General features: G+C 65.2%; 23 protein-coding genes. 12 read left to right on the top strand and 11 right to left on the bottom strand.

Annotated features, from left to right (window positions below; genetic code table 11):
• Nucleotides 1–78: 78 nt before the first annotated feature.
• Complete coding sequence (locus KOI47_RS01525; RefSeq protein WP_216213052.1) at nt 79–1,281, bottom strand: helix-turn-helix domain-containing protein; 1,203 nt, start codon at nt 1,279–1,281, stop codon at nt 79–81.
• 87 nt (nt 1,282–1,368) lie between these two features.
• Here KOI47_RS01525 and KOI47_RS01530 point away from each other — a divergent pair, with 87 nt between their 5' ends.
• Nucleotides 1,369–2,091: an HAD family hydrolase gene (locus KOI47_RS01530; RefSeq protein ID WP_216213055.1), complete on the top strand. Its 723-nt coding sequence runs from the start codon at nt 1,369–1,371 to the stop codon at nt 2,089–2,091.
• Nucleotides 2,092–2,332: 241 nt separating this feature from the next.
• On the opposite strand, the gene KOI47_RS01535 is transcribed toward KOI47_RS01530, so the two are convergent.
• The 3 genes from KOI47_RS01535 to KOI47_RS01545 form a co-directional block, all read right to left on the bottom strand.
• Nucleotides 2,333–2,794, bottom strand: a complete 462-nt coding sequence (locus tag KOI47_RS01535) for a PIN domain-containing protein (RefSeq protein WP_216213058.1) — start codon at nt 2,792–2,794, stop codon at nt 2,333–2,335.
• 682 nt (nt 2,795–3,476) lie between these two features.
• Nucleotides 3,477–4,001 carry an ImmA/IrrE family metallo-endopeptidase gene (locus KOI47_RS01540; protein WP_216213061.1) on the bottom strand — a complete coding sequence of 175 codons (525 nt, stop codon included), beginning with the start codon at nt 3,999–4,001 and terminating at the stop codon, nt 3,477–3,479.
• Between the two features lie 9 nt (nt 4,002–4,010).
• On the bottom strand, nt 4,011–4,355 hold the full coding sequence (locus KOI47_RS01545; RefSeq protein ID WP_216213063.1) for a helix-turn-helix domain-containing protein: 345 nt from the start codon (nt 4,353–4,355) through the stop codon (nt 4,011–4,013).
• 326 nt (nt 4,356–4,681) lie between these two features.
• On the opposite strand from KOI47_RS01545, the gene KOI47_RS01550 reads away from it, so the two are divergent.
• Nucleotides 4,682–4,963 (top strand): DUF3892 domain-containing protein, encoded by a 282-nt coding sequence (locus tag KOI47_RS01550; protein ID WP_216213067.1) that lies wholly within the window; start codon nt 4,682–4,684, stop codon nt 4,961–4,963.
• A 173-nt stretch (nt 4,964–5,136) separates the two neighbouring features.
• On the opposite strand, the gene KOI47_RS01555 is transcribed toward KOI47_RS01550, so the two are convergent.
• The 3 genes from KOI47_RS01555 to KOI47_RS01565 form a co-directional block, all read right to left on the bottom strand.
• Nucleotides 5,137–6,279 (bottom strand): hypothetical protein, encoded by a 1,143-nt coding sequence (locus KOI47_RS01555; protein ID WP_216213072.1) that lies wholly within the window; start codon nt 6,277–6,279, stop codon nt 5,137–5,139.
• 122 nt (nt 6,280–6,401) lie between these two features.
• Entirely contained in the window at nt 6,402–7,868 is a 1,467-nt protein-coding gene (locus tag KOI47_RS01560) for a serine hydrolase domain-containing protein (protein ID WP_216213075.1), read from the bottom strand.
• 98 nt (nt 7,869–7,966) lie between these two features.
• Complete coding sequence (locus KOI47_RS01565; protein ID WP_216213078.1) at nt 7,967–8,179, bottom strand: DUF2399 domain-containing protein; 213 nt, start codon at nt 8,177–8,179, stop codon at nt 7,967–7,969.
• 365 nt (nt 8,180–8,544) lie between these two features.
• Between KOI47_RS01565 and KOI47_RS01570 the strand changes: the two genes are divergently transcribed.
• The 6 genes from KOI47_RS01570 (at nt 8,545) to KOI47_RS01590 (ending at nt 11,368) form a co-directional block, all read left to right on the top strand.
• Nucleotides 8,545–8,820, top strand: a complete 276-nt coding sequence (locus KOI47_RS01570; protein ID WP_216213082.1) for a hypothetical protein — start codon at nt 8,545–8,547, stop codon at nt 8,818–8,820.
• 82 nt (nt 8,821–8,902) lie between these two features.
• Nucleotides 8,903–9,028, top strand: a complete 126-nt coding sequence (locus tag KOI47_RS36095) for a hypothetical protein (protein ID WP_269756689.1) — start codon at nt 8,903–8,905, stop codon at nt 9,026–9,028.
• A 24-nt stretch (nt 9,029–9,052) separates the two neighbouring features.
• Nucleotides 9,053–9,700, top strand: coding sequence for a hypothetical protein (locus KOI47_RS01575; RefSeq protein WP_216213085.1), 648 nt, complete (start codon nt 9,053–9,055; stop codon nt 9,698–9,700).
• Nucleotides 9,697–10,164 carry a hypothetical protein gene (locus tag KOI47_RS01580; RefSeq protein WP_216213088.1) on the top strand — a complete coding sequence of 156 codons (468 nt, stop codon included), beginning with the start codon at nt 9,697–9,699 and terminating at the stop codon, nt 10,162–10,164. Before KOI47_RS01575 ends, KOI47_RS01580 begins: the two co-directional genes overlap by 4 nt.
• Nucleotides 10,165–10,174: 10 nt before the next feature.
• Nucleotides 10,175–10,693 carry a DUF3558 family protein gene (locus KOI47_RS01585; RefSeq protein ID WP_216213090.1) on the top strand — a complete coding sequence of 173 codons (519 nt, stop codon included), beginning with the start codon at nt 10,175–10,177 and terminating at the stop codon, nt 10,691–10,693.
• Between the two features lie 3 nt (nt 10,694–10,696).
• Nucleotides 10,697–11,368, top strand: a complete 672-nt coding sequence (locus tag KOI47_RS01590) for a hypothetical protein (protein WP_216213092.1) — start codon at nt 10,697–10,699, stop codon at nt 11,366–11,368.
• Here KOI47_RS01590 and KOI47_RS01595 read toward each other — a convergent pair.
• Together KOI47_RS01595 and KOI47_RS01600 are read right to left on the bottom strand one after the other, a co-directional pair.
• Complete coding sequence (locus KOI47_RS01595; protein WP_216213095.1) at nt 11,360–11,689, bottom strand: hypothetical protein; 330 nt, start codon at nt 11,687–11,689, stop codon at nt 11,360–11,362. The two genes, KOI47_RS01590 and KOI47_RS01595, sit on opposite strands and share 9 nt — an antisense overlap.
• Complete coding sequence (locus tag KOI47_RS01600) at nt 11,676–11,900, bottom strand: hypothetical protein (RefSeq protein WP_216213098.1); 225 nt, start codon at nt 11,898–11,900, stop codon at nt 11,676–11,678. The genes KOI47_RS01595 and KOI47_RS01600 overlap by 14 nt, the downstream gene beginning before the upstream one ends.
• Before the next feature lie 171 nt (nt 11,901–12,071).
• Here KOI47_RS01600 and KOI47_RS01605 point away from each other — a divergent pair, with 171 nt between their 5' ends.
• Together KOI47_RS01605 and KOI47_RS01610 are read left to right on the top strand one after the other, a co-directional pair.
• Nucleotides 12,072–12,917: a helix-turn-helix domain-containing protein gene (locus KOI47_RS01605; RefSeq protein ID WP_216213101.1), complete on the top strand. Its 846-nt coding sequence runs from the start codon at nt 12,072–12,074 to the stop codon at nt 12,915–12,917.
• 30 nt (nt 12,918–12,947) lie between these two features.
• Nucleotides 12,948–13,151 carry a DUF397 domain-containing protein gene (locus KOI47_RS01610; protein ID WP_141999923.1) on the top strand — a complete coding sequence of 68 codons (204 nt, stop codon included), beginning with the start codon at nt 12,948–12,950 and terminating at the stop codon, nt 13,149–13,151.
• 15 nt (nt 13,152–13,166) lie between these two features.
• On the opposite strand, the gene KOI47_RS36100 is transcribed toward KOI47_RS01610, so the two are convergent.
• Complete coding sequence (locus tag KOI47_RS36100) at nt 13,167–13,292, bottom strand: hypothetical protein (RefSeq protein ID WP_269756690.1); 126 nt, start codon at nt 13,290–13,292, stop codon at nt 13,167–13,169.
• A gap of 452 nt (nt 13,293–13,744) precedes the next feature.
• On the opposite strand from KOI47_RS36100, the gene KOI47_RS01615 reads away from it, so the two are divergent.
• Both KOI47_RS01615 and KOI47_RS01620 read left to right on the top strand, forming a co-directional pair.
• Nucleotides 13,745–14,701 (top strand): SEC-C metal-binding domain-containing protein, encoded by a 957-nt coding sequence (locus tag KOI47_RS01615; RefSeq protein ID WP_216213103.1) that lies wholly within the window; start codon nt 13,745–13,747, stop codon nt 14,699–14,701.
• 49 nt (nt 14,702–14,750) lie between these two features.
• Nucleotides 14,751–15,377 carry a VOC family protein gene (locus KOI47_RS01620; RefSeq protein WP_216213105.1) on the top strand — a complete coding sequence of 209 codons (627 nt, stop codon included), beginning with the start codon at nt 14,751–14,753 and terminating at the stop codon, nt 15,375–15,377.
• Between the two features lie 19 nt (nt 15,378–15,396).
• Here the strand turns inward: KOI47_RS01620 and KOI47_RS01625 are convergent, their stop codons facing one another.
• A complete protein-coding gene (locus KOI47_RS01625; protein ID WP_216213108.1) occupies nt 15,397–16,242 on the bottom strand; it encodes an LLM class F420-dependent oxidoreductase in 846 nt (281 codons plus the stop codon).
• Nucleotides 16,243–16,254: the final 12 nt, after the last annotated feature.

Here is a 16,254-nt window from a genome sequence, read left to right on the forward strand (position 1 = left end):
CCTGGACAGAGACGCTATGGCGGTTACTCGCCAGTAACCCGAACTGTCAGTTCGGGTGGTCTGGGCGTTCGGATGGCGTCAAAGCGGCAGACCGACGCGGCTGGCCAGCCTGGACGCTTCCAGCGATACCGAACGTCGCCCGCGCTCCACTACGGTGCGCAGCAGCACGTGGGCGGCGGGCCGGAAGCGTACGTCTTCCGGCGCTTCCCGCTCGGCGGTGTTGAGCAAGAGTAAGGCGCTGGCGTAGTCGCGGCGCTGCTGATACCCCTTGGCTTGATCCAGCAGGAACGCTACGCGGCGTTCGATCGAGGGCGAGCGATCATGGTTGATGCGTTCCGCCAGGCGCAGGCCCTCGACCGCTTCGCCCGATTCGACCTCGATGGTTACGGCGTACATGGCGACGTTGGTCGGTCCGAACGCCGTCCAGCAGGTGTTCCGTTCGCCGGTCTGCTCAGCTAACGGTGCTGCTTCATGCAGTCGGTCGCGAGCCGTCCAGGCGTCACCGCGGCGAACAGCGGCAATACCAGCGATGAGTAGCAGCGCGCCCGAGAGTGCCAAGGCGTCGGCGTGGTCGGCCGCGACGAAGGAGCGCAGCTCCTCGACAGCCTGCATCGCGATTTCCTCGGCGCCTTCGGCCTGCCCATCGGCGAGCAGTACCTGAGTCAAGTTCCACTTGGCGCCCGCCAGCCGTATCGGATCGTCGGCTGCTTCGGCGGCTTGTACGGCTCGATCCGCAGCCAGCAACGCCAAGTTACTTCGGCCGACACGCTTGGTGACGGTCCGCAGCAAACAGTACAGATCTGCGGCCTCACGCTGGGCGTCTCGTTGCTTCTCGGGCGCGGCGACGCGAACAGCGCTGGTCGCGTCGGCGACGAGTTCGGGCAGCTGAGCATTCAGGCTGCTGTAGCGCTGCGGCGAGGTCTGCCACGTATGCCAGGCGTTTTGCACGGCGTCGTGCAGCGTTGGCAGCGCAGGAGCGGTCGTCGGCGCTGGTGAAATGGGGTTTGTCAACGCTCGGTACAGCGCGTCACCAGCTTCGGTGTTGTTGTGCTGTTTCTCCGGTGTCGGCCGGTGGCTGAGCAGGTCGCCGAGCTCCACATACAGCACGTCGGCAAGCTGCGCGAGCACCGTGATCGTCGGTAGCTTCTGGCCGCGCTCGATCTGGTACAGGTAATCCGGCGTGATGCCGGTCAGTCCGGCGACCACCGTCTTGGTCTGGCGAGCGGCCGTGCGGTAGAAGCGCACGCGGTCACCGACCACCCGCGCCAAATGTTCGTTCATGCCCGTCTCAACCCCTCCCGCGAGGGCGTGACCAGGGCAAATCGTACGCTTACCCGTCTCGTCCGTCACGGGTGGCACACTCGTGCAATGGTGACGTCCCGCCACGGCAATGCTCCGCTCCGCACGCTTGTCCTCTGGGATATCGACCACACCTTGATCGAGACACGGGGCGTCGGCCGCGCCATCTACGACCGGGCGTTCTACGCCGCTACCGGCCAGCCACTCGCGCATCTGGCGCAGATTTCCGGCCGGACGGAACTGGACATCATGCGGGAGTCGCTACGGATCAATGGCATTGAGCCGACCGGCGAGGCCGTGGATACGTTGGCCGCTGCACTGGTGCGGGGCTATGAGGACGCTCGCGACGAACTGGCGACAGTTGGCCGTGCTCTGCCGGGCGCCGCTGATGCGCTCGCGGCTTTCGCAGCTGAGCCTTCCATCCACCAAGGCGTGTTGACCGGCAACCTGCGCGAGGTGGCGCGGATCAAGGTAGAGGCATTCGGCTTGGCCGACCCTCTCGATCTCGTGAGCAGTGCCTACGGCGACGACCACTCGGACAGGGCTGAACTGGTGGCGATTGCACAGCGCCGGGCCAAGGAGTGCATAGGTGTGACGTTCGCGAGCGACCGCACGGTGCTTATCGGGGACACGCCGAACGACGTGCAGGCCGGGCGTGCTGCTGGTGTACGGGTCATTGCTGTTGCGACAGGCAAGAGTGACGAGGCGGCGTTGCGGGCGGCGGGGGCAACGATCGTGTTGCCGGGCCTGATGGATGTAGCAAGGCTGGTGGATGTCGTGACGAACGGCTGATCTGCCTCAAGTACCGATCCGCACATCGGCTCCACCCCGCCCGCCTTCGCCACACTGCGCGCCATGCGTGACCTGCACACCCTTGGGTCGTACATCCGACTGTCCGACCGAGGGAACGAGGCTGAAGCACCGGCTGGGGACGTTGTGGCAACGGGATGTGGGGCTTTGTGGAGGGCGAGGTCAGCGTCTGCGATGCCTGCTGTGTACGTTCCAGTATCGTGGCCAATGGAACACTTGGCGATCAGACACTGAAGCCAACCTCGTCGAGGAGTTCCCGGGGTGTGAGAACTTCGATGCCCTGCTCTCTGGCTCGGCGAGTGAGCCGATGTTCGTTGGTGATCAGGCTTGCGTTCTCATAGCGGGCGGTCGCGGCGATGAGCGCGTCACGAGTATGCCTGATGTTGCCGGAGCGCAGTTCCGCCATGACATTGACGTCGTCGTTGTCGATTAGTCGGCAGAAGTTAAGTTTAGAGTGGTCGTTAACAACGGCACCAGTGGAGACTAGCTCGCCAAGAGCAACCAACAGCAGGATTAGCCGTGCTCTCCGTTTGACATCTGGTATCTCGCAGAGTTCGTCGATGCTGACGTGGGTACAGAGCAGTTGCAGGCGGCCGTCATCAATTGCCGCTCGGACCGCTTCATAGGCGCCAGCGTTATCTGCAATGGGATCTATGGCATTGGAATCGAGAACGGCGCGATGCATTAGCAGAGCATACGTCACTGCTCAAGAAGAATCACCCTCGCCTACCTGCACATCTGCCCCCCGCACCGTAATCGTGCACGCCTGGTTGCCAAAGGTCTGGAGGTGCCGGTACAGCCGTCAGGTCTTCTCGCCTGACAGTTCACTGTTATGGAAGCTCGTCACGTGCGGTCCGTCCTGCTGGTGGTACTGCATGAGGAATTCGGCTGTGGGTCGCTGGGTCGGTAGGTGCCGAGGTACACCTTGCGTAACTCGTATGGCGCAAACCGTCACGTGTGCTGCCGTGTACGAGTCGCCTAGAATTGCTTCTTGTTTTGGTAGGGAGTGGAACATGGTCGTTGCCTCGTTTATGTTGATAGACACATCGTGCTTAGTGATGTGGCATATCAGCGCAATTGATCGCAAATGGCAAGTCGAGAACCAATCCGCAGGCATAACCCCTGCCCTGTACAAAATAAAATCGGGGCTTTGCGAATGAGTGGCCCTATCCGATGGGCACGATGATAAACATATGTAACTTTCCCGTCGACATTTATTTCGGTTCCCTGAAAAACCCTAGTCAGGGTCGTCGTTGTCTATATGAGAGGCGCAAGGCTGGTAGCAAACAAATACATGTTGCTACCGCATCTTCATTGATGATGCTGAAGATCTTTGTCGAGTTGGCTACATCGATATATCGACGATCTTAGCTGGTAAACACACCAAGATTGATCAACCGGTACCCCATGGCTTCGCTGCTGACGTCAAACTCTTCGGCTAGGGCTTGGATCAGATCATCGCGAGACTCGATGCCGGTCTTCTGCTCGCGGTCGACTGCAGCTTGGACCAACTCCGCTGGCATGAGCAGCGCTGCCGCGAAGGCATTGGCTTCGATCTCTTCGTAGTCGGTCGCCGCGCTTGAGACCTGGTCGCGCTTGTTGATCCGGATCGTGTGGTCAACGATGAGCGGTCGGCCATCGTGGAGCTTCCAGTGCCCAAGTTCGTGTGCAATCGTAAATCTCTGGCGCCTTCGGGAGGTCTGGCTGTTGATGCCAATGACCACGCGCTCCGCGTCACGGAGCAAGAAGCCGGATTCGGAGCCCGAAGCTGGCGCGCGAACGACCTGGATGCCCTCACTTCGGGCGATGGGTTCGACTGGGGTTGGCGACGTGTGGATGCCGTACTTTGTCAGCAGTTCGGCAACGCCGCGCTGGACCTTGCGATCTGCCACGATCTACCTCTAGTCGTTTGTGGCTCGGCGTAGCACCGAGCTGACGAAGTCGTGAGTGGTGTCCGGCTGGCCGTCCAAGCTATCTGGCGCTAGGAGTGCCTTTGCGGTGCGCGCGGGCTGATCAGGTAGGGCGAACAGCGTCGCGGGTGGCACATCGAGTTCCTCTGCAATCTGGACCAACCAGTGAATCATGACACGCTGACGGCCAGCTTCGATGTTCGCAATGGATGAGCGTGTCAGACCTAGCCGCTTGCCCAGGTGAGCCTGCGTCAAGCGGTGTTGGGTGCGGGCGGCGCGGATTCGGTCACCGATCGCCTCGTACAGCTGATTGACGGCATCTTCCGGCCACCGCATGGCATACCTCCCAACAGTACGGCCATCCTGACATGTTTGCGAAAAAAACACTACCGCTGGACGGTAGTCATTTTGCCTTGCGCACTACTCCATGTGAGTGTAAGGTTTCGCCAACGGCTCGCCGGGTGGCGAGTTTGTCAGATTGTCAGGAGGCCGCTATGGCCAAGAACACCGGGCGTGGCTCTCGGGTTGGCGCAGTGCGCCAGCGGAGCCAGACCCACAACCCCCGCACCCAGACATGGACGAAGCGCGGCTCGAACGGCCGGTTCATGGACGGGAAGCACGACAGCGCGCCCTTCAAGGGCGTGCGGAAGGAGAGGTAGCCGATGGCGATCCGAATCACAGCAATCCGCCTGACAGGCGGCGAAGGTCACGAGCACATCAGCCGCCTATGGTGGATCAACCCGGCCACCGGCAAGGCCGACGACAACACGCGGGCCAAGATCGTGTCGTGGATCGAGGACGAAAACGGCAAGGCTTTCGTTGAGGACGGCAATGGTAATCGGGCAGATGTCGGGGTTGTGACCCCGAGTACAGGCCCGAAGTACCTGCGTACGCACGCCAACGGCCGGTGGACCGACAACCTGTTGGCTTTGCCGCGCAAGTAACATCGGAAACTAACCCCGACAGAGACAAGGACCACGCCGTTGGGCCCGGCGTGGTCCTTGTCGTCGGGGAGAGTAACGAGGTTTGGCAACGTTGTCACCTGCGAGCTTACTGCTTGTTTAGATCGTTAACTTCCCACTTCTCTGCCATTTTCAACAGGCGCCGAACACGTGGGTCAGGGTTTGAAAGACCTGCTCGGAGGGCCGCCAGCAGCAGGCGCCCTCGCCGCTGGGTTGCGTAGTTGCCGGGCGGTCTCCCTGGCCAGCACCACCAGCACGACCAGCTCCGCCGCGGCGAGGATGCGCAGGTCCACCGGCTCCGCGCCGGCCGGGGCCCAGAACAGGAACGGGATGTAGGACAGCAGCGAGACGGTCTGCACGACGATCGGGACGTACCACGTCCGCCGGGGCAGGTAGCACGCCAGGATCACGGTCAGCACGTCGGCGAGGTAGAAGTACCGCTCGTGCATGGACGGCAGGGCGTAGGGGACCAGTACCACGGACAGCGCGCCCAACAGCACGATCCGGGCTTCGGTGAGTTCCACCCTGCTGAGCAGCACGAGCAGGCAGAGGGCCAGGACCAGCGCGCCGGTGAACAGCACGCCCGGCAGCCGCATGATCTCCAGGCCCTGCTCACCCCGGAAGAACTGCCATACCGACGGCGCGTTCATCGTGAGTTGCTGCCAGACGTCGGTCGCGCTCACGTAGACGGTCAGCAGTTTCGCCGCCGAGGCTCCGAACAGCAGCGCGGGGACGTCCAGCAGCAGGTAGACGGCCGGAATCGCGAGCAGGGCCCGCCACGGCACCCTGCCGGTCAGCACCATGATCAGTAGCAACGGGAAGAGGAAGATCGCCTGCAGCTTGAATGCCAGCGCGAGCCCGAAGAACACGCATGCCCACCACGGCCTCCTGGTCAGCAGGTAGTAGACGCCGCCGAGGGAGAACGCGGCGTAGCTGGCGTCGGCCTGGGCCCACATGGAGCCGTTCAGCACGACGGTGGGCAGCAGGAAGACGACCCCGCCCGCGACGAACGGCGTCCAGGAGCCCGGAAAACGCAGCGCGACGATCCGGTAGGTGAAGAAGGCGAGCACGATCTCGAACAACACCGAGAAGATCTTGATTCCGAACAGTGGGGGTACCGGCAGGTAGGTCAGAATGATCAGGAAGTACCGGTACGGGGCATTGAGATCGGAGAACTCGTATCGCAGGGCCGAGAAGCCGTCGTGCTCGATGATGAAGTCGTACCAGGGACGATAGAACAGCAGGTAGTCGGAAGTCTCGTAGTGGAACAGGGAAAGCCGGACGCCGAACGCGAGCACAATGATGGCTCCCGCGAGTACGAATTGGTACCTTCGGCGGATTCGGTTCGGCTGTCCGGTGTCCCCCTGTGGCGAAGTGAAAAGTCGATCATTCTCGGTGGTCGACACATTTCGAATCCTACTTACGAATTCTCCGAATAGTGTCGCGACCCGGTCAGCAGCGCACGCAGGCGGACCAGGACGACCGTGAGGCAGCCCAAGGCGGTGATCGCGGCACCGGCCACCAGCGCCACCGCCCCGGTGAGCAGCTGCGCCCAGCTGATCGAAGGCCCGTTGAAGATCCGGTCGACCAACTGCGGCAGCAGCGCAAGGCAGACCACCGGCAGGACGTACGGCAGCAGCCGCGGTATGGCCCGCCACCATGCGTACCGGCGGCGGCGAGCCGCCCAGCGATGCCTGCGCAGGATCCCGCGCACCACGAGGCCCACGGCGAGCAGGGTGAGCCCGGCGAGCACGAGGTCGGTGACCAGCACGATCGGTGCCGGGGGTCGCGGGGTGCCGCCCTCGATCGCGGTCAGCACCCCGTCCGCGATGGCGTTCGCGTCGGTGGGCGCCAGCCCGATCCCGGTGTTGGCCAGCACGGCCACCCCATAGCCGCTGCCCGGCAGCAGGACCTGTCGCGCGGTGTAGGTGAACCAGGCGCCGTCGTGGGATATCTCGGTCCGGCCGTCCTCGGTGCCTGCGAACCAGCCCATCCCCTCCTTGCTGGCTGGGCCGGGTGGGGTGTGCATGGTGTCCAGGCCGTCCGCCGAGACCAGCCGCCTGCCGTGACCGTTCTGCATGATCAGCCAGCTGGCCAGGTCCGCGGCCGTGGAGATCACCCCATGCGACCCCGCGACGAACTGCGCCGGCTCCGAGCGCACGAACGGGATCCCGTAGGTGTAGGCGTGCCCTTCCGGTACCGCGGCGTCCCCGGTGCGCAGTACCGTCGAGCTGCCTGCCATCCCCAGCGGCCGGAACACTCGCTCGCGCAGGTAGTCGGCGTAGGGCCGGGAACTCACCACCTCGACCAGCCGGGCGGCGACATGCCAGTTCGGGTTGTAGTAACGCCAGGTGCTCCCCGGCTCGGCGGCCAGCCCCGCCGCGTGCAACCGGTCGACCGCTCCGGCGAGGGTGTCCGGCTGCGGCATCCTGGCGTCCGGGTAGGCGGCATCGGACATCCCGGAGGTCTGGTTCAGCAGCTGCCGCACCGTGATCCGGGCACCCCGCGGATCGACGAGCCGGAACGAGGGCAGGTACCGGCGCACCGGCGCGTCCAGCTCCACCTTGCCGGCCTGGGCCAGCTGCAGCACGGCCAGCGCGGTGAACGACTTGCTGAGCGACCCCACCGGGAACCGGGTGTGCTCGGTCACCGCCGCGCCGGTGGAGTCGTGGCCGTACCCGGCGGCCAGCAGCACCCGATCCTCTCTGGTGATCGCCACCGCCGCCCCCGGCAACCCGGTACTGTCCAGATAGGACTCGACGAACTCGCTCACCCTGGCTGGCAAGTCCTCGTTCGGGGCACTGCGTGCGGCAGGCAGCGGCAGCCCGGCGAACACGAGCAATCCCACCGCCGCGGCCAGCACGCAACCTCGGAACCCAGCGCGCATCGCACCCACATCTCCCCGGATCGGCTGTTCGACCCGCGCAGCGTAGGAACGCCACGGGCACGTGCACCCGACCCAAAGGGCAGGACCGCCGTCGACTTTCAGGATTCAGTTCCCGCGAGGTCGTCCAGCAACAGCCCGGTCACCCGCTCCTCGACCACGGCGACTCCGTGCTCGCGCAGCGCCGGTGCCAGCTGCGCGTCCCACGTTGCCTCGGTTATCCGGCGCTGCACCCCGGCGAACGCGGCCTCATCGCCGGCCGCTGGGAGCGGTTGAAGATCAACTACCGGACCACCGCCGGGATCCTTCGGCATCCTGCATGGCGAGCGGCTGCCCGATCTGAACGGGCAGCCGGGCACGTTGGCCGGCTGCCGCTCGCAGGTGCCCGGTGGTCGCGACGTCCCGCTCGCCTCGGCGATCGTCCCGGCCGGGAGCGGGAACGCTGCTTGCTGTTCGTCGCATGTACCCGCGCCAGGGAACGTCTCGCGGTGTCCTGGCACGGCAGGCCGAGCCCGCTGCTGCCGTACTGACCAGGCGAACTTTGCGTGACCTTCCGTGTTGCTTGTGTGACCTTCCCACCTGTACTAGCCTGCGCGTGTTCCAATATCGGGGAGGAATTGTGGCAAACGGGGGAGGGCACGAGGTAGATCCCGGCGCTTTGCGGGATTACGCTGACTATGTGTCCGATTTGTCGCTCGACGTGCAGACTGTGCGCCTGTCGGCGATGTACGAAGGTATGAACAGCACCGGGTTCACCGGTCTTCTCACTCCTATTGGCGACGGCTGTGAGGCCGCACGTACGAACCTGCTGCAGCCGATGTTTGAGATGCTGCAGCGGAAACTCAATCAGACCGGTGAAGGGGTTCGGACGGCCGCCTACAAGTACGGCCTAGCCGAGGTCGAGGCACAGGAGCGTGTCGAAGGCGCCGGTAAGGGCGGTGCTCGTGCCATTTAGTGACACTGTATCCATCGACGGTTTTACACCGACGGTCTCGACTACACCGCTTGCCGAGAAGTTGAAGCAAGACCATTTCGGCTTGGATCAGATCGACTGGTTCTGGCGCAACTTCATCAGCGATGACGGCAAAGGTCTCTACGCGCATCTGGTGGAGCCCATTACCGGTGACTTCAACCGTATCGCCGAGAACGGTGAGGCATGGTAGCATGTTTCCAAGCAGTTCAACGGCTTGTCTAAGAACCTGACGGACAACACGTACAAGTTGTTGACCGAGCACTGGACCCGTGGGGAAGCCGCGGATGCCTACCAGGGATACGTGGAGATCAACTGGGTAGGTGCACTGTTCATCGCGGAGCAGCTTTCCGACTACATGGGTAAAGGCTTTACCAAGTTGTCGGAGTGGTCGATCAAGCTGGCCGAGAAGGCCATCGATCTTCTGGACAAGATCGTACAGAAAATTGTCAAGCTTGCTGGGAAGGCGGTTTCGTCGCTCGGTGGGGTATTGGCCGGTCTGGTCAACTGGGTTGCGACAGGTTTCGAGAAGTTTCCGTACTGGAGCGACGTCGAAGAGATTGTCGGCTTGATACACCAAGTCGAGCGGCTGCATGTACAGATAGAAGAGTTGGTCGCCGCCCTCGGGAACTACTTCAAGGCCTATCAGGGGGTGTTCGACGCGGTGAAGACCATCCCCGAGATCAACTCGACTCAAGATGTCGCGGAGATCACCAAGGCAATGGTTGGTGGTAAAGCCGAGATCAAGGACAAGAAGAAGGATCTCGAGGAGAAGAAGGGACAGCTCGACGGGAAGTTGAGCGAGATCGACAAGCGGCTGAACCCGCAGGACGACACGACCGGAGAGGGAGGCGGGTCCCGGTGACTGGCGTTGCCGGTTCGGCCGACTGGTACCTGGCACCGATGCTGAGCGCCGAGCGCCAACTCGACGCGGCGGTTGACGGCGCGGCCGAGGAGATCCGGCGCGCCGAGGAAGTGATCGCCGATCTGGAATCCAGCGAAGAAGCCGTCACCGAGGATGAGATCGCTCAGTTCCGCGACTACGTCACCGGTCCTGGCCGCACACCAGCCTGGGACGCGGTCGCGGCGAGGGTGGCCAGCGGTGAGATTACCTGGCGGGCGGTTGTCGAAGGCGAACTGGCTCTTGACGAAGGCGTGCGCACCGCATATGAAACAAGCGCACGGATTACCTCGGAGGAGCAGCTGACATCGACCGATCGGCCTCAGCGTGCGGAGTCGGAGGTCGGTGCTGTTCATTCGCGCGCGGGCTGGGAGGATGACGACGACTACTTCAGCGACCTTACCCCGTTCGACGACTCCCAGTATTAAGGTGCGAGTAATGAAGGTAAGCCCTGTCCGTTGTATCGCCCTCGCGATGGTACTGGGTTCCGGTCCGCTACTTTCGGCATGTGGCTCTGAAGGTGAACAGTCGGCGTCGAACAAGCGGCTCACCGGTCAGGATTCGTGCGACCTCGTAACCGCTCAGGATTTGCAGGAAGCTACCGGATCCGGTTTCGAGGCCGGCGAGCCCGAAGGGAAGCAGTGTTCGTTCTCCTCGTCCGAGGGACCGGTCCCACTGGTCATGGTTGGTGCCGGGGTACCGTCAACCGGTGGTGCGGGCGATAGCGGCGTGGCTCTCAACGCGGAACCCGAGGAGATCGAGGTCGACGGGGTGCCGGCGCGCAGGGCGAGTACGCAGCCGGGTGGAACCATGTGTGCGGTTGATGTCCTGCTGGCGCCGGATGACGCCAGTCAGGTGTACAGCGTGGTGTTCAGTGGCACGGGGTCCGGTGATCAGAATACCTGCGACGCGGCCACCCAGATAGCGTCGACGATCCTCGAGAAGCTCCCGGAGTAGGCCGTGCCGGACTGGATCTGGTGGATAGTTGCGCCGCTCGTGCTGGGCGGTTGGCTTTATTACCAATGGCAACAGAAGAAGGCACGCCGGGATGCGTATCGCGAACTTGCGCACCGGCTGGGCTGGCAATACGTCGACAACGATCGAGGCCTTGCCAAGAAGTATTCGGGCCGGCCGTTCGACGACGCCGAGTGGCGTTCCGCGAAGCACGTGTTCCGCGGCCAGTACCGAGGTCGAGGGCTCACCGCTTTCGAGTTCGGGTTCCGACTGGAAGAGACCGACCGGCATGGCGACGAGCGCACCGAGACCGTGTTGTACCAGGTGATTGCGGTGAAGTTGGCCGGTGAACGGCCTTGGCTGGAAGTCGGCGAACGCGGATTCTTCGGTGGGTTACTGCGCAAGGCCGGAGTACACGTCAAGGACACCGGCGATCCTGCCTTCGATGAGGTGTTCGCGGTGTCGACCGACGACCCGGCGTTTGCCGAGGACGTTCTGGCCGAGGACGTTCGGGCCTGGCTTCGTGGCGATGGTCGAGCACAGGACAACCCGATCCGCGTGCACGGTGACGAGATCATCACCTGGCGGCGAGGTCCACTGGAACCTGCCGACCTCCAGCCTCGCGTGGACTTCCTGAATGACTTTCTCGACCGGGTTCCGGATGGCGCCCTAGTCTGATCGCAACGGCGGGAGCCAGAGTCCGCTGCGGGTGCGGGTTGGTGCGCCGTCCGTGCCGTGTGCGGGGAGGTCGAGCAGGGCCTCGATGACCTCGGTGGCCGGGCCGCCGAGTTGCCAGAGCGGGTGCCGGTCCTCGGCACGGAAACGGGCGGCGTAGGCGTCGGTCGGGGAGCGGACCACGTAGGTGTCCAGGGCGCCGCAGCGCCAGCGCTGGGCGTGGATCGCGGTCAGCTCACCGCCGTCGCGCAGGTGCGTGAAGCAGAATCCGGCTTCGCGACTGCGCATGATCGCGTCGATGGCCGCCTGTTCAGGGCTTGGCATCGCGCAGCACCAGATCCCGCAACGCGGCCCGCAGCCGCCCGGCCTGAAGTGGGGACAGCCACCACTGGCCGCCGTCCGGTTCGCCGATCAGCACCCGGTCGCCGCACAGCGCGATGGTGACCCTGGTCCGCCGCCCCCGGTCGTCCCGGCAGTACACCGCGCAGACCCGATCCGGCCGCACGTTCGGCCAGCGCCGCCACCGTGGCCACATGGTTCTACCTCCCGCTCTGGGACCCGGCCCCGCAGACCTGGGCGGGTACGCGGAGCCGGGCCACCGGCCGCAGCCGGTTCGATTTACGGTAGGTCGCGTATATACGTGAAGCAACGCGACGAGTGAAGTTCACCCGATAGGGGGCGCGGAGTGCGGCTAGTATCCGGCGGCATGACCACTTCGCTCGGTCCCGGCGTGCGGCGCCGGGTGCTCGGTAAGCGCCTGCGCAAGCTCCGCGAGAAGCGCGGGATGACCACGACGACCGTGTCCAAGCGGATGAAGATGGCGCAGCCCTCGCTGAGCCGAATCGAGAACGGCCGCAACGCCATCCTCACCGAGCACGTCTACAAGCTCTGCGAGATCTACGGCGCCAGCAAGGCCGAGACCAACCGGCTGATCCGGTTGTCCGAGCAGTCCAAGGAACGCGGCTGGTGGGAGTCCTACTCGGACGTGATCAGCGACTGGTTCGAGATCTACGCCAGCCTGGAGAGCGACGCCGAGCGGATCCTGCTGTACGAGTCCGAGTTCGTGCCGGGCATGTTCCAGACGCCCGGCTACATCCGGGCGGTCTACCGCGCCGCGCACCCGGAGGCGGGTGACGAGGCCGCGAACCGTGCCGTGGACCTGCGGGTGGCCCGGCAGCTGCGACTGGAGGACCGCAGCATCACCGCGCTGATCAACGAGGGCGCGGTGCGCAGGGTGGTCGGCGGCAGCTCGGTGATGCTGGACCAGGTGCGGCACCTGATCGAGGTGATCGAGCGGCAGCATGCGGACATCCGGATCGTGCCGTTTGCCGCCGGCGCGCATGCGGCGATGAGTGGCCCGTTCAACCTGCTGAAGTTCCCGGACGCGAACGAGATCGACCTGGTGTACGTGGAGAACGAGCGCGGCGGGATGTACTTCGAGCGGCCGGAGGACCTGGCCCGCTATACCGACATCTTCGACCGTGCCCTGGCCATCGCCCTCACGCCGGAGGAGAGCGTGGAGCTGCTGGGTAAAATCGGGGAGGAGTTCTAGGACCTGGGCGATCGAGAAAGGGGAGCCAGCATGAGCGGCCTCCCGGAGCACCTGCACTGGCGGAAGAGCAGCTTCAGCAACGGCAACAACGGCGCCTGCGTGGAGGTGGCCGAGGCGCCCGGCGGTGGCCGCTACCTGCGGGACACCAAGGACCGCGGCAAGCCCGCGCACTACTTCACCGCCGCCGAGTGGGACGCCTTCCTGCGCGGAGCCAAAGCAGGTGAGTTCGACTAGGTTCCGCGTGAACGTTCAGGGACGCTGGTAGTAGCTGTCCCGGCGTTCCCCGCGCAGGGCCAGCGAACCCTCGTCGGCCAGCGCGCGCAGCAGCTTGCTTGCCTGGGCGGGCGATGGCGCACAACTCGGCCGCCTGTCCACGGGTGGTCTGCCCGTGCGCGTCCACGTAGGTGAGCACCATCTGCTTCTGCTGCAGCAGCTCCGACAGGACCCGAAGGTCCGGCAACGCGAGCGGCCGTTGGATCTGCTGCTCCTGTTCGAGTGCCCAGCGTGTCATCGAGAGGTTCGCCGGTCCGCCGGGTAGCACGGCCACCACCGTTGCCTCGGTGCTGCGCCCGTAGTCCGGCACCGGTCGGCCGACCCGCAACTGCTCGGCGAACATGCGGTTGATGCCCCTGCCGGTTCGCTCGGCCAGCCCGTCCGCTTGAACGCGAAACATCCAGTTATGCGTAAGTATGAACCTGGCGCGAGGACAGCAGTCCAAGTTTTATAACTGTGCAATTGCGGGTCTGCGGGTGCCGTAGTCGTTACCGTGAGTGCGCGGAGCCAAAGCCGGCGAGTTCGACTGAGCCCGGCGGGTCTACGGTGGCAGCGTGAATCCGACATACGAGGAGATCGCGCGCGACTGCGAGCTGGCCGCGGAGCAGAACCCCGAGGAGCGGGCGCAGTGCCTGATCGAGGCGGCGGACTACTGGCACATCGCCGGGAACGACGAGCGCGCGCGGGAGCTGTACGAGCGACTGCTCGCCGAGCCGGACCGTGGTGGTGCCGAGGTCGACCCCAGGGTCTCGTACGCCTCCTTCCTTGTTGACATCGGTGACCGCGAACGCGCCAGGGAACTGCTCGACGACGCCTGGAAGGACGGCGAGCTCGACGCGGGCTCGCACGAGGTCGCGGGCGAGGTGGTGGAGCACGAGTTCGGTGATCTCGCGGAGGCGCTGCGCTGGTTCACCCGCGGGATCGTCCACTCGCTCGAGCCCGGCGAGTCGCTGACGGCCGAGCACCTCGTCGGCGACCTGATCCTGCACTCGATGGTCGGTTCGCGGCGACGGGTTCGGGAGGCCATGGACCAGCCGCCGGACGACTGGGACAAGACCTGGGAAACCGCCCGCGAGGCCATGCCGCTGCTGCGGAACGCGCGGGACGACGATGACTCGTTCGGCGCGGCGTACTCCGGCCCGGTCGCGGTCCTGTACTGGCGGCCGGAGGAGTTCGCCGAGCAGCTCCGGCGCTGGCCGACCGCCTATGCCGACTTCCGCGATGAAGCTGATCCGCACCTCGAACACCGCAGGGGCCTGGAACGGTTCCTGCGGTCCGACACGTATGGCACCTCGTTCGTGATCGTCACCGGCACGGTGGCCGAGTTCGCCGAGCATGCCGCCGAGCGGGGAGAGGACCCGGCCGGGCCGGGCGCCAGGGCCTCCTACGGTGCCGAACTGGCCCGGCGGGGCGCGTTCCGCCCCTGGCCTCCTGGCCGGAACGAGCCGTGCTGGTGCGAATCCGGCCGCAAGTACAAGAAGTGCTGCGGCGCCCCGGGATCCACCGACTGATCAGGAATCGAGAAGCGCTGGTCACCGGGTCGCACCTAGTGTTTCCGGCATGACTTCAATCGACAACATCACCCTCGAGGTGGCCGACCTCGCGGCCGCCGAACGCTTCTACGCCGACGCCTTCGGGCTGGGCGCCGAGCTGCGCCTGCGGGCCTCGCAGGAACCGACCACCGGTTTTCGCGGGTTCACCCTGTCACTCATCGTGTCCCAGCCCGCCGATGTCCGCGCCCTGTTCGATTCCGCCATCGAAGCCGGGGCAACGACGCTCAAGCCGGTCGCGAAGTCGATGTGGGGCCACGGCGGGGTCGTCCAGGCCCCGGACGGGACGATCTGGAAGGTCGCGACCCCGGCGAAGAAGGACACCGGCCCGGCCACCCGGCGGATCGACAACATCGTGCTCCTCCTGGGAGCCACCGATGTGGCCGCGAGCAAGCGCTGCTACCTCGACCGGGGCTTCACGGTGGCGAAGAGCTTCGGCCGCATGTACGTCGAGTTCGACGGTGGGGAGGGCCCCATCAAGCTGGCGCTGTACCGGCGCCGAGCCCTCGCCAAGGATGCCGGCGTCTCACCCGATGGCTCCGGATCGCACCGGATCGCGATCGGCGGGGCTGCCGAGCCGTTCACCGACCCGGATGGGTTCGCCTGGGAAACCACCTCGACGGCGGACCTGCCCTGATGCGCAGGCGGAGCGATGCTCAGCTGACGGCATCGAGTTTGTCCGCCAGCCGCCCGATCCAGGCGGTGACCTCGTCGGCGGAGCGGTCCGGGAGGCCGAAGACGACCTCGCTCACCCCCAGCTCCGCCCAGTGCGCCAGCACCTCATGATCCGGTTTCCCGGCCAGGGCGATGATCTCCGGATCGCCTTCGCGGCCGTGCTCGCTCCAGGCCTTGCGCAGCAGCCGTACCTTCTCGTCCAGGTCCCGGTCGGTGGGGGTGGTGATCCAGCCGTCCGCGTGCCGGGCGATCCAGGAGAACGTGTTCTCGGTGCCGCCTGCCCCAATCAGGACCGGAATCCGACCGGTCGGTTTGGGCCAGGCCCAGCTCGGTCCGAAACGGACGAACTCGCCCTCGTAGCTCGCCTCGTCCTCGGTCCACAGCGTGCGCATGGCCGCCAGGTACTCGCGCAGTACGGTGCGCCGTCTGCCCGGCGGCACCCCGTGGTCCGATAGCTCGTCGGTGTTCCAGCCGAAGCCCGCGCCGAGGGTGACGCGGCCGCCGGAGAGGTGATCCAGCGACGCAATCGTTTTCGCCAGGGTGATCGGGTCGTGCTCGGCAGGCAGTGCCACGGCGGTCGAGAGGGTGATCCGGCTGGTCACCGAGGCCGCGCCGGCCAGCGCCACCCACGGATCGAGGGTGCGCAGGTAGCGGTCGTCCGGCAGGCTCTCGTCGCCGGTTCCCGGATGGGCCGCGGTCCGGCGCACCGGGATGTGCGTGTGCTCGGGCACCGAGAACGAGTCGAATCCGGCCTGCTCGGCCGCACGCGCGGCGTCGGCGGGGGTGATCCCGCGATCACTGGTGAACAGCACGATGCCATGGCGCATGGCATCGATTAG

Origin of the sequence: Amycolatopsis aidingensis (genome assembly GCF_018885265.1) — a bacterium.
Lineage (GTDB): Bacteria > Actinomycetota > Actinomycetes > Mycobacteriales > Pseudonocardiaceae > Amycolatopsis > Amycolatopsis aidingensis.

Coding starts and splice junctions, on each gene's coding strand:
- KOI47_RS01525 (WP_216213052.1), bottom strand. CDS start 1,281: ATGAACGAACATTTGGCGCGGGTGGTCGGTGACCGCGTGCGCTTCTAC.
- KOI47_RS01530 (WP_216213055.1), top strand. CDS start 1,369: ATGGTGACGTCCCGCCACGGCAATGCTCCGCTCCGCACGCTTGTCCTC.
- KOI47_RS01535 (WP_216213058.1), bottom strand. CDS start 2,794: ATGCATCGCGCCGTTCTCGATTCCAATGCCATAGATCCCATTGCAGAT.
- KOI47_RS01545 (WP_216213063.1), bottom strand. CDS start 4,355: ATGCGGTGGCCGGAAGATGCCGTCAATCAGCTGTACGAGGCGATCGGT.
- KOI47_RS01550 (WP_216213067.1), top strand. CDS start 4,682: ATGGCGATCCGAATCACAGCAATCCGCCTGACAGGCGGCGAAGGTCAC.
- KOI47_RS01560 (WP_216213075.1), bottom strand. CDS start 7,868: ATGCGCGCTGGGTTCCGAGGTTGCGTGCTGGCCGCGGCGGTGGGATTG.
- KOI47_RS01565 (WP_216213078.1), bottom strand. CDS start 8,179: ATGCCGAAGGATCCCGGCGGTGGTCCGGTAGTTGATCTTCAACCGCTC.
- KOI47_RS01585 (WP_216213090.1), top strand. CDS start 10,175: ATGAAGGTAAGCCCTGTCCGTTGTATCGCCCTCGCGATGGTACTGGGT.
- KOI47_RS01595 (WP_216213095.1), bottom strand. CDS start 11,689: ATGCCAAGCCCTGAACAGGCGGCCATCGACGCGATCATGCGCAGTCGC.
- KOI47_RS01600 (WP_216213098.1), bottom strand. CDS start 11,900: ATGTGGCCACGGTGGCGGCGCTGGCCGAACGTGCGGCCGGATCGGGTC.
- KOI47_RS01605 (WP_216213101.1), top strand. CDS start 12,072: ATGACCACTTCGCTCGGTCCCGGCGTGCGGCGCCGGGTGCTCGGTAAG.
- KOI47_RS01610 (WP_141999923.1), top strand. CDS start 12,948: ATGAGCGGCCTCCCGGAGCACCTGCACTGGCGGAAGAGCAGCTTCAGC.
- KOI47_RS01620 (WP_216213105.1), top strand. CDS start 14,751: ATGACTTCAATCGACAACATCACCCTCGAGGTGGCCGACCTCGCGGCC.
- KOI47_RS01625 (WP_216213108.1), bottom strand. CDS start 16,242: ATGCGCCATGGCATCGTGCTGTTCACCAGTGATCGCGGGATCACCCCC.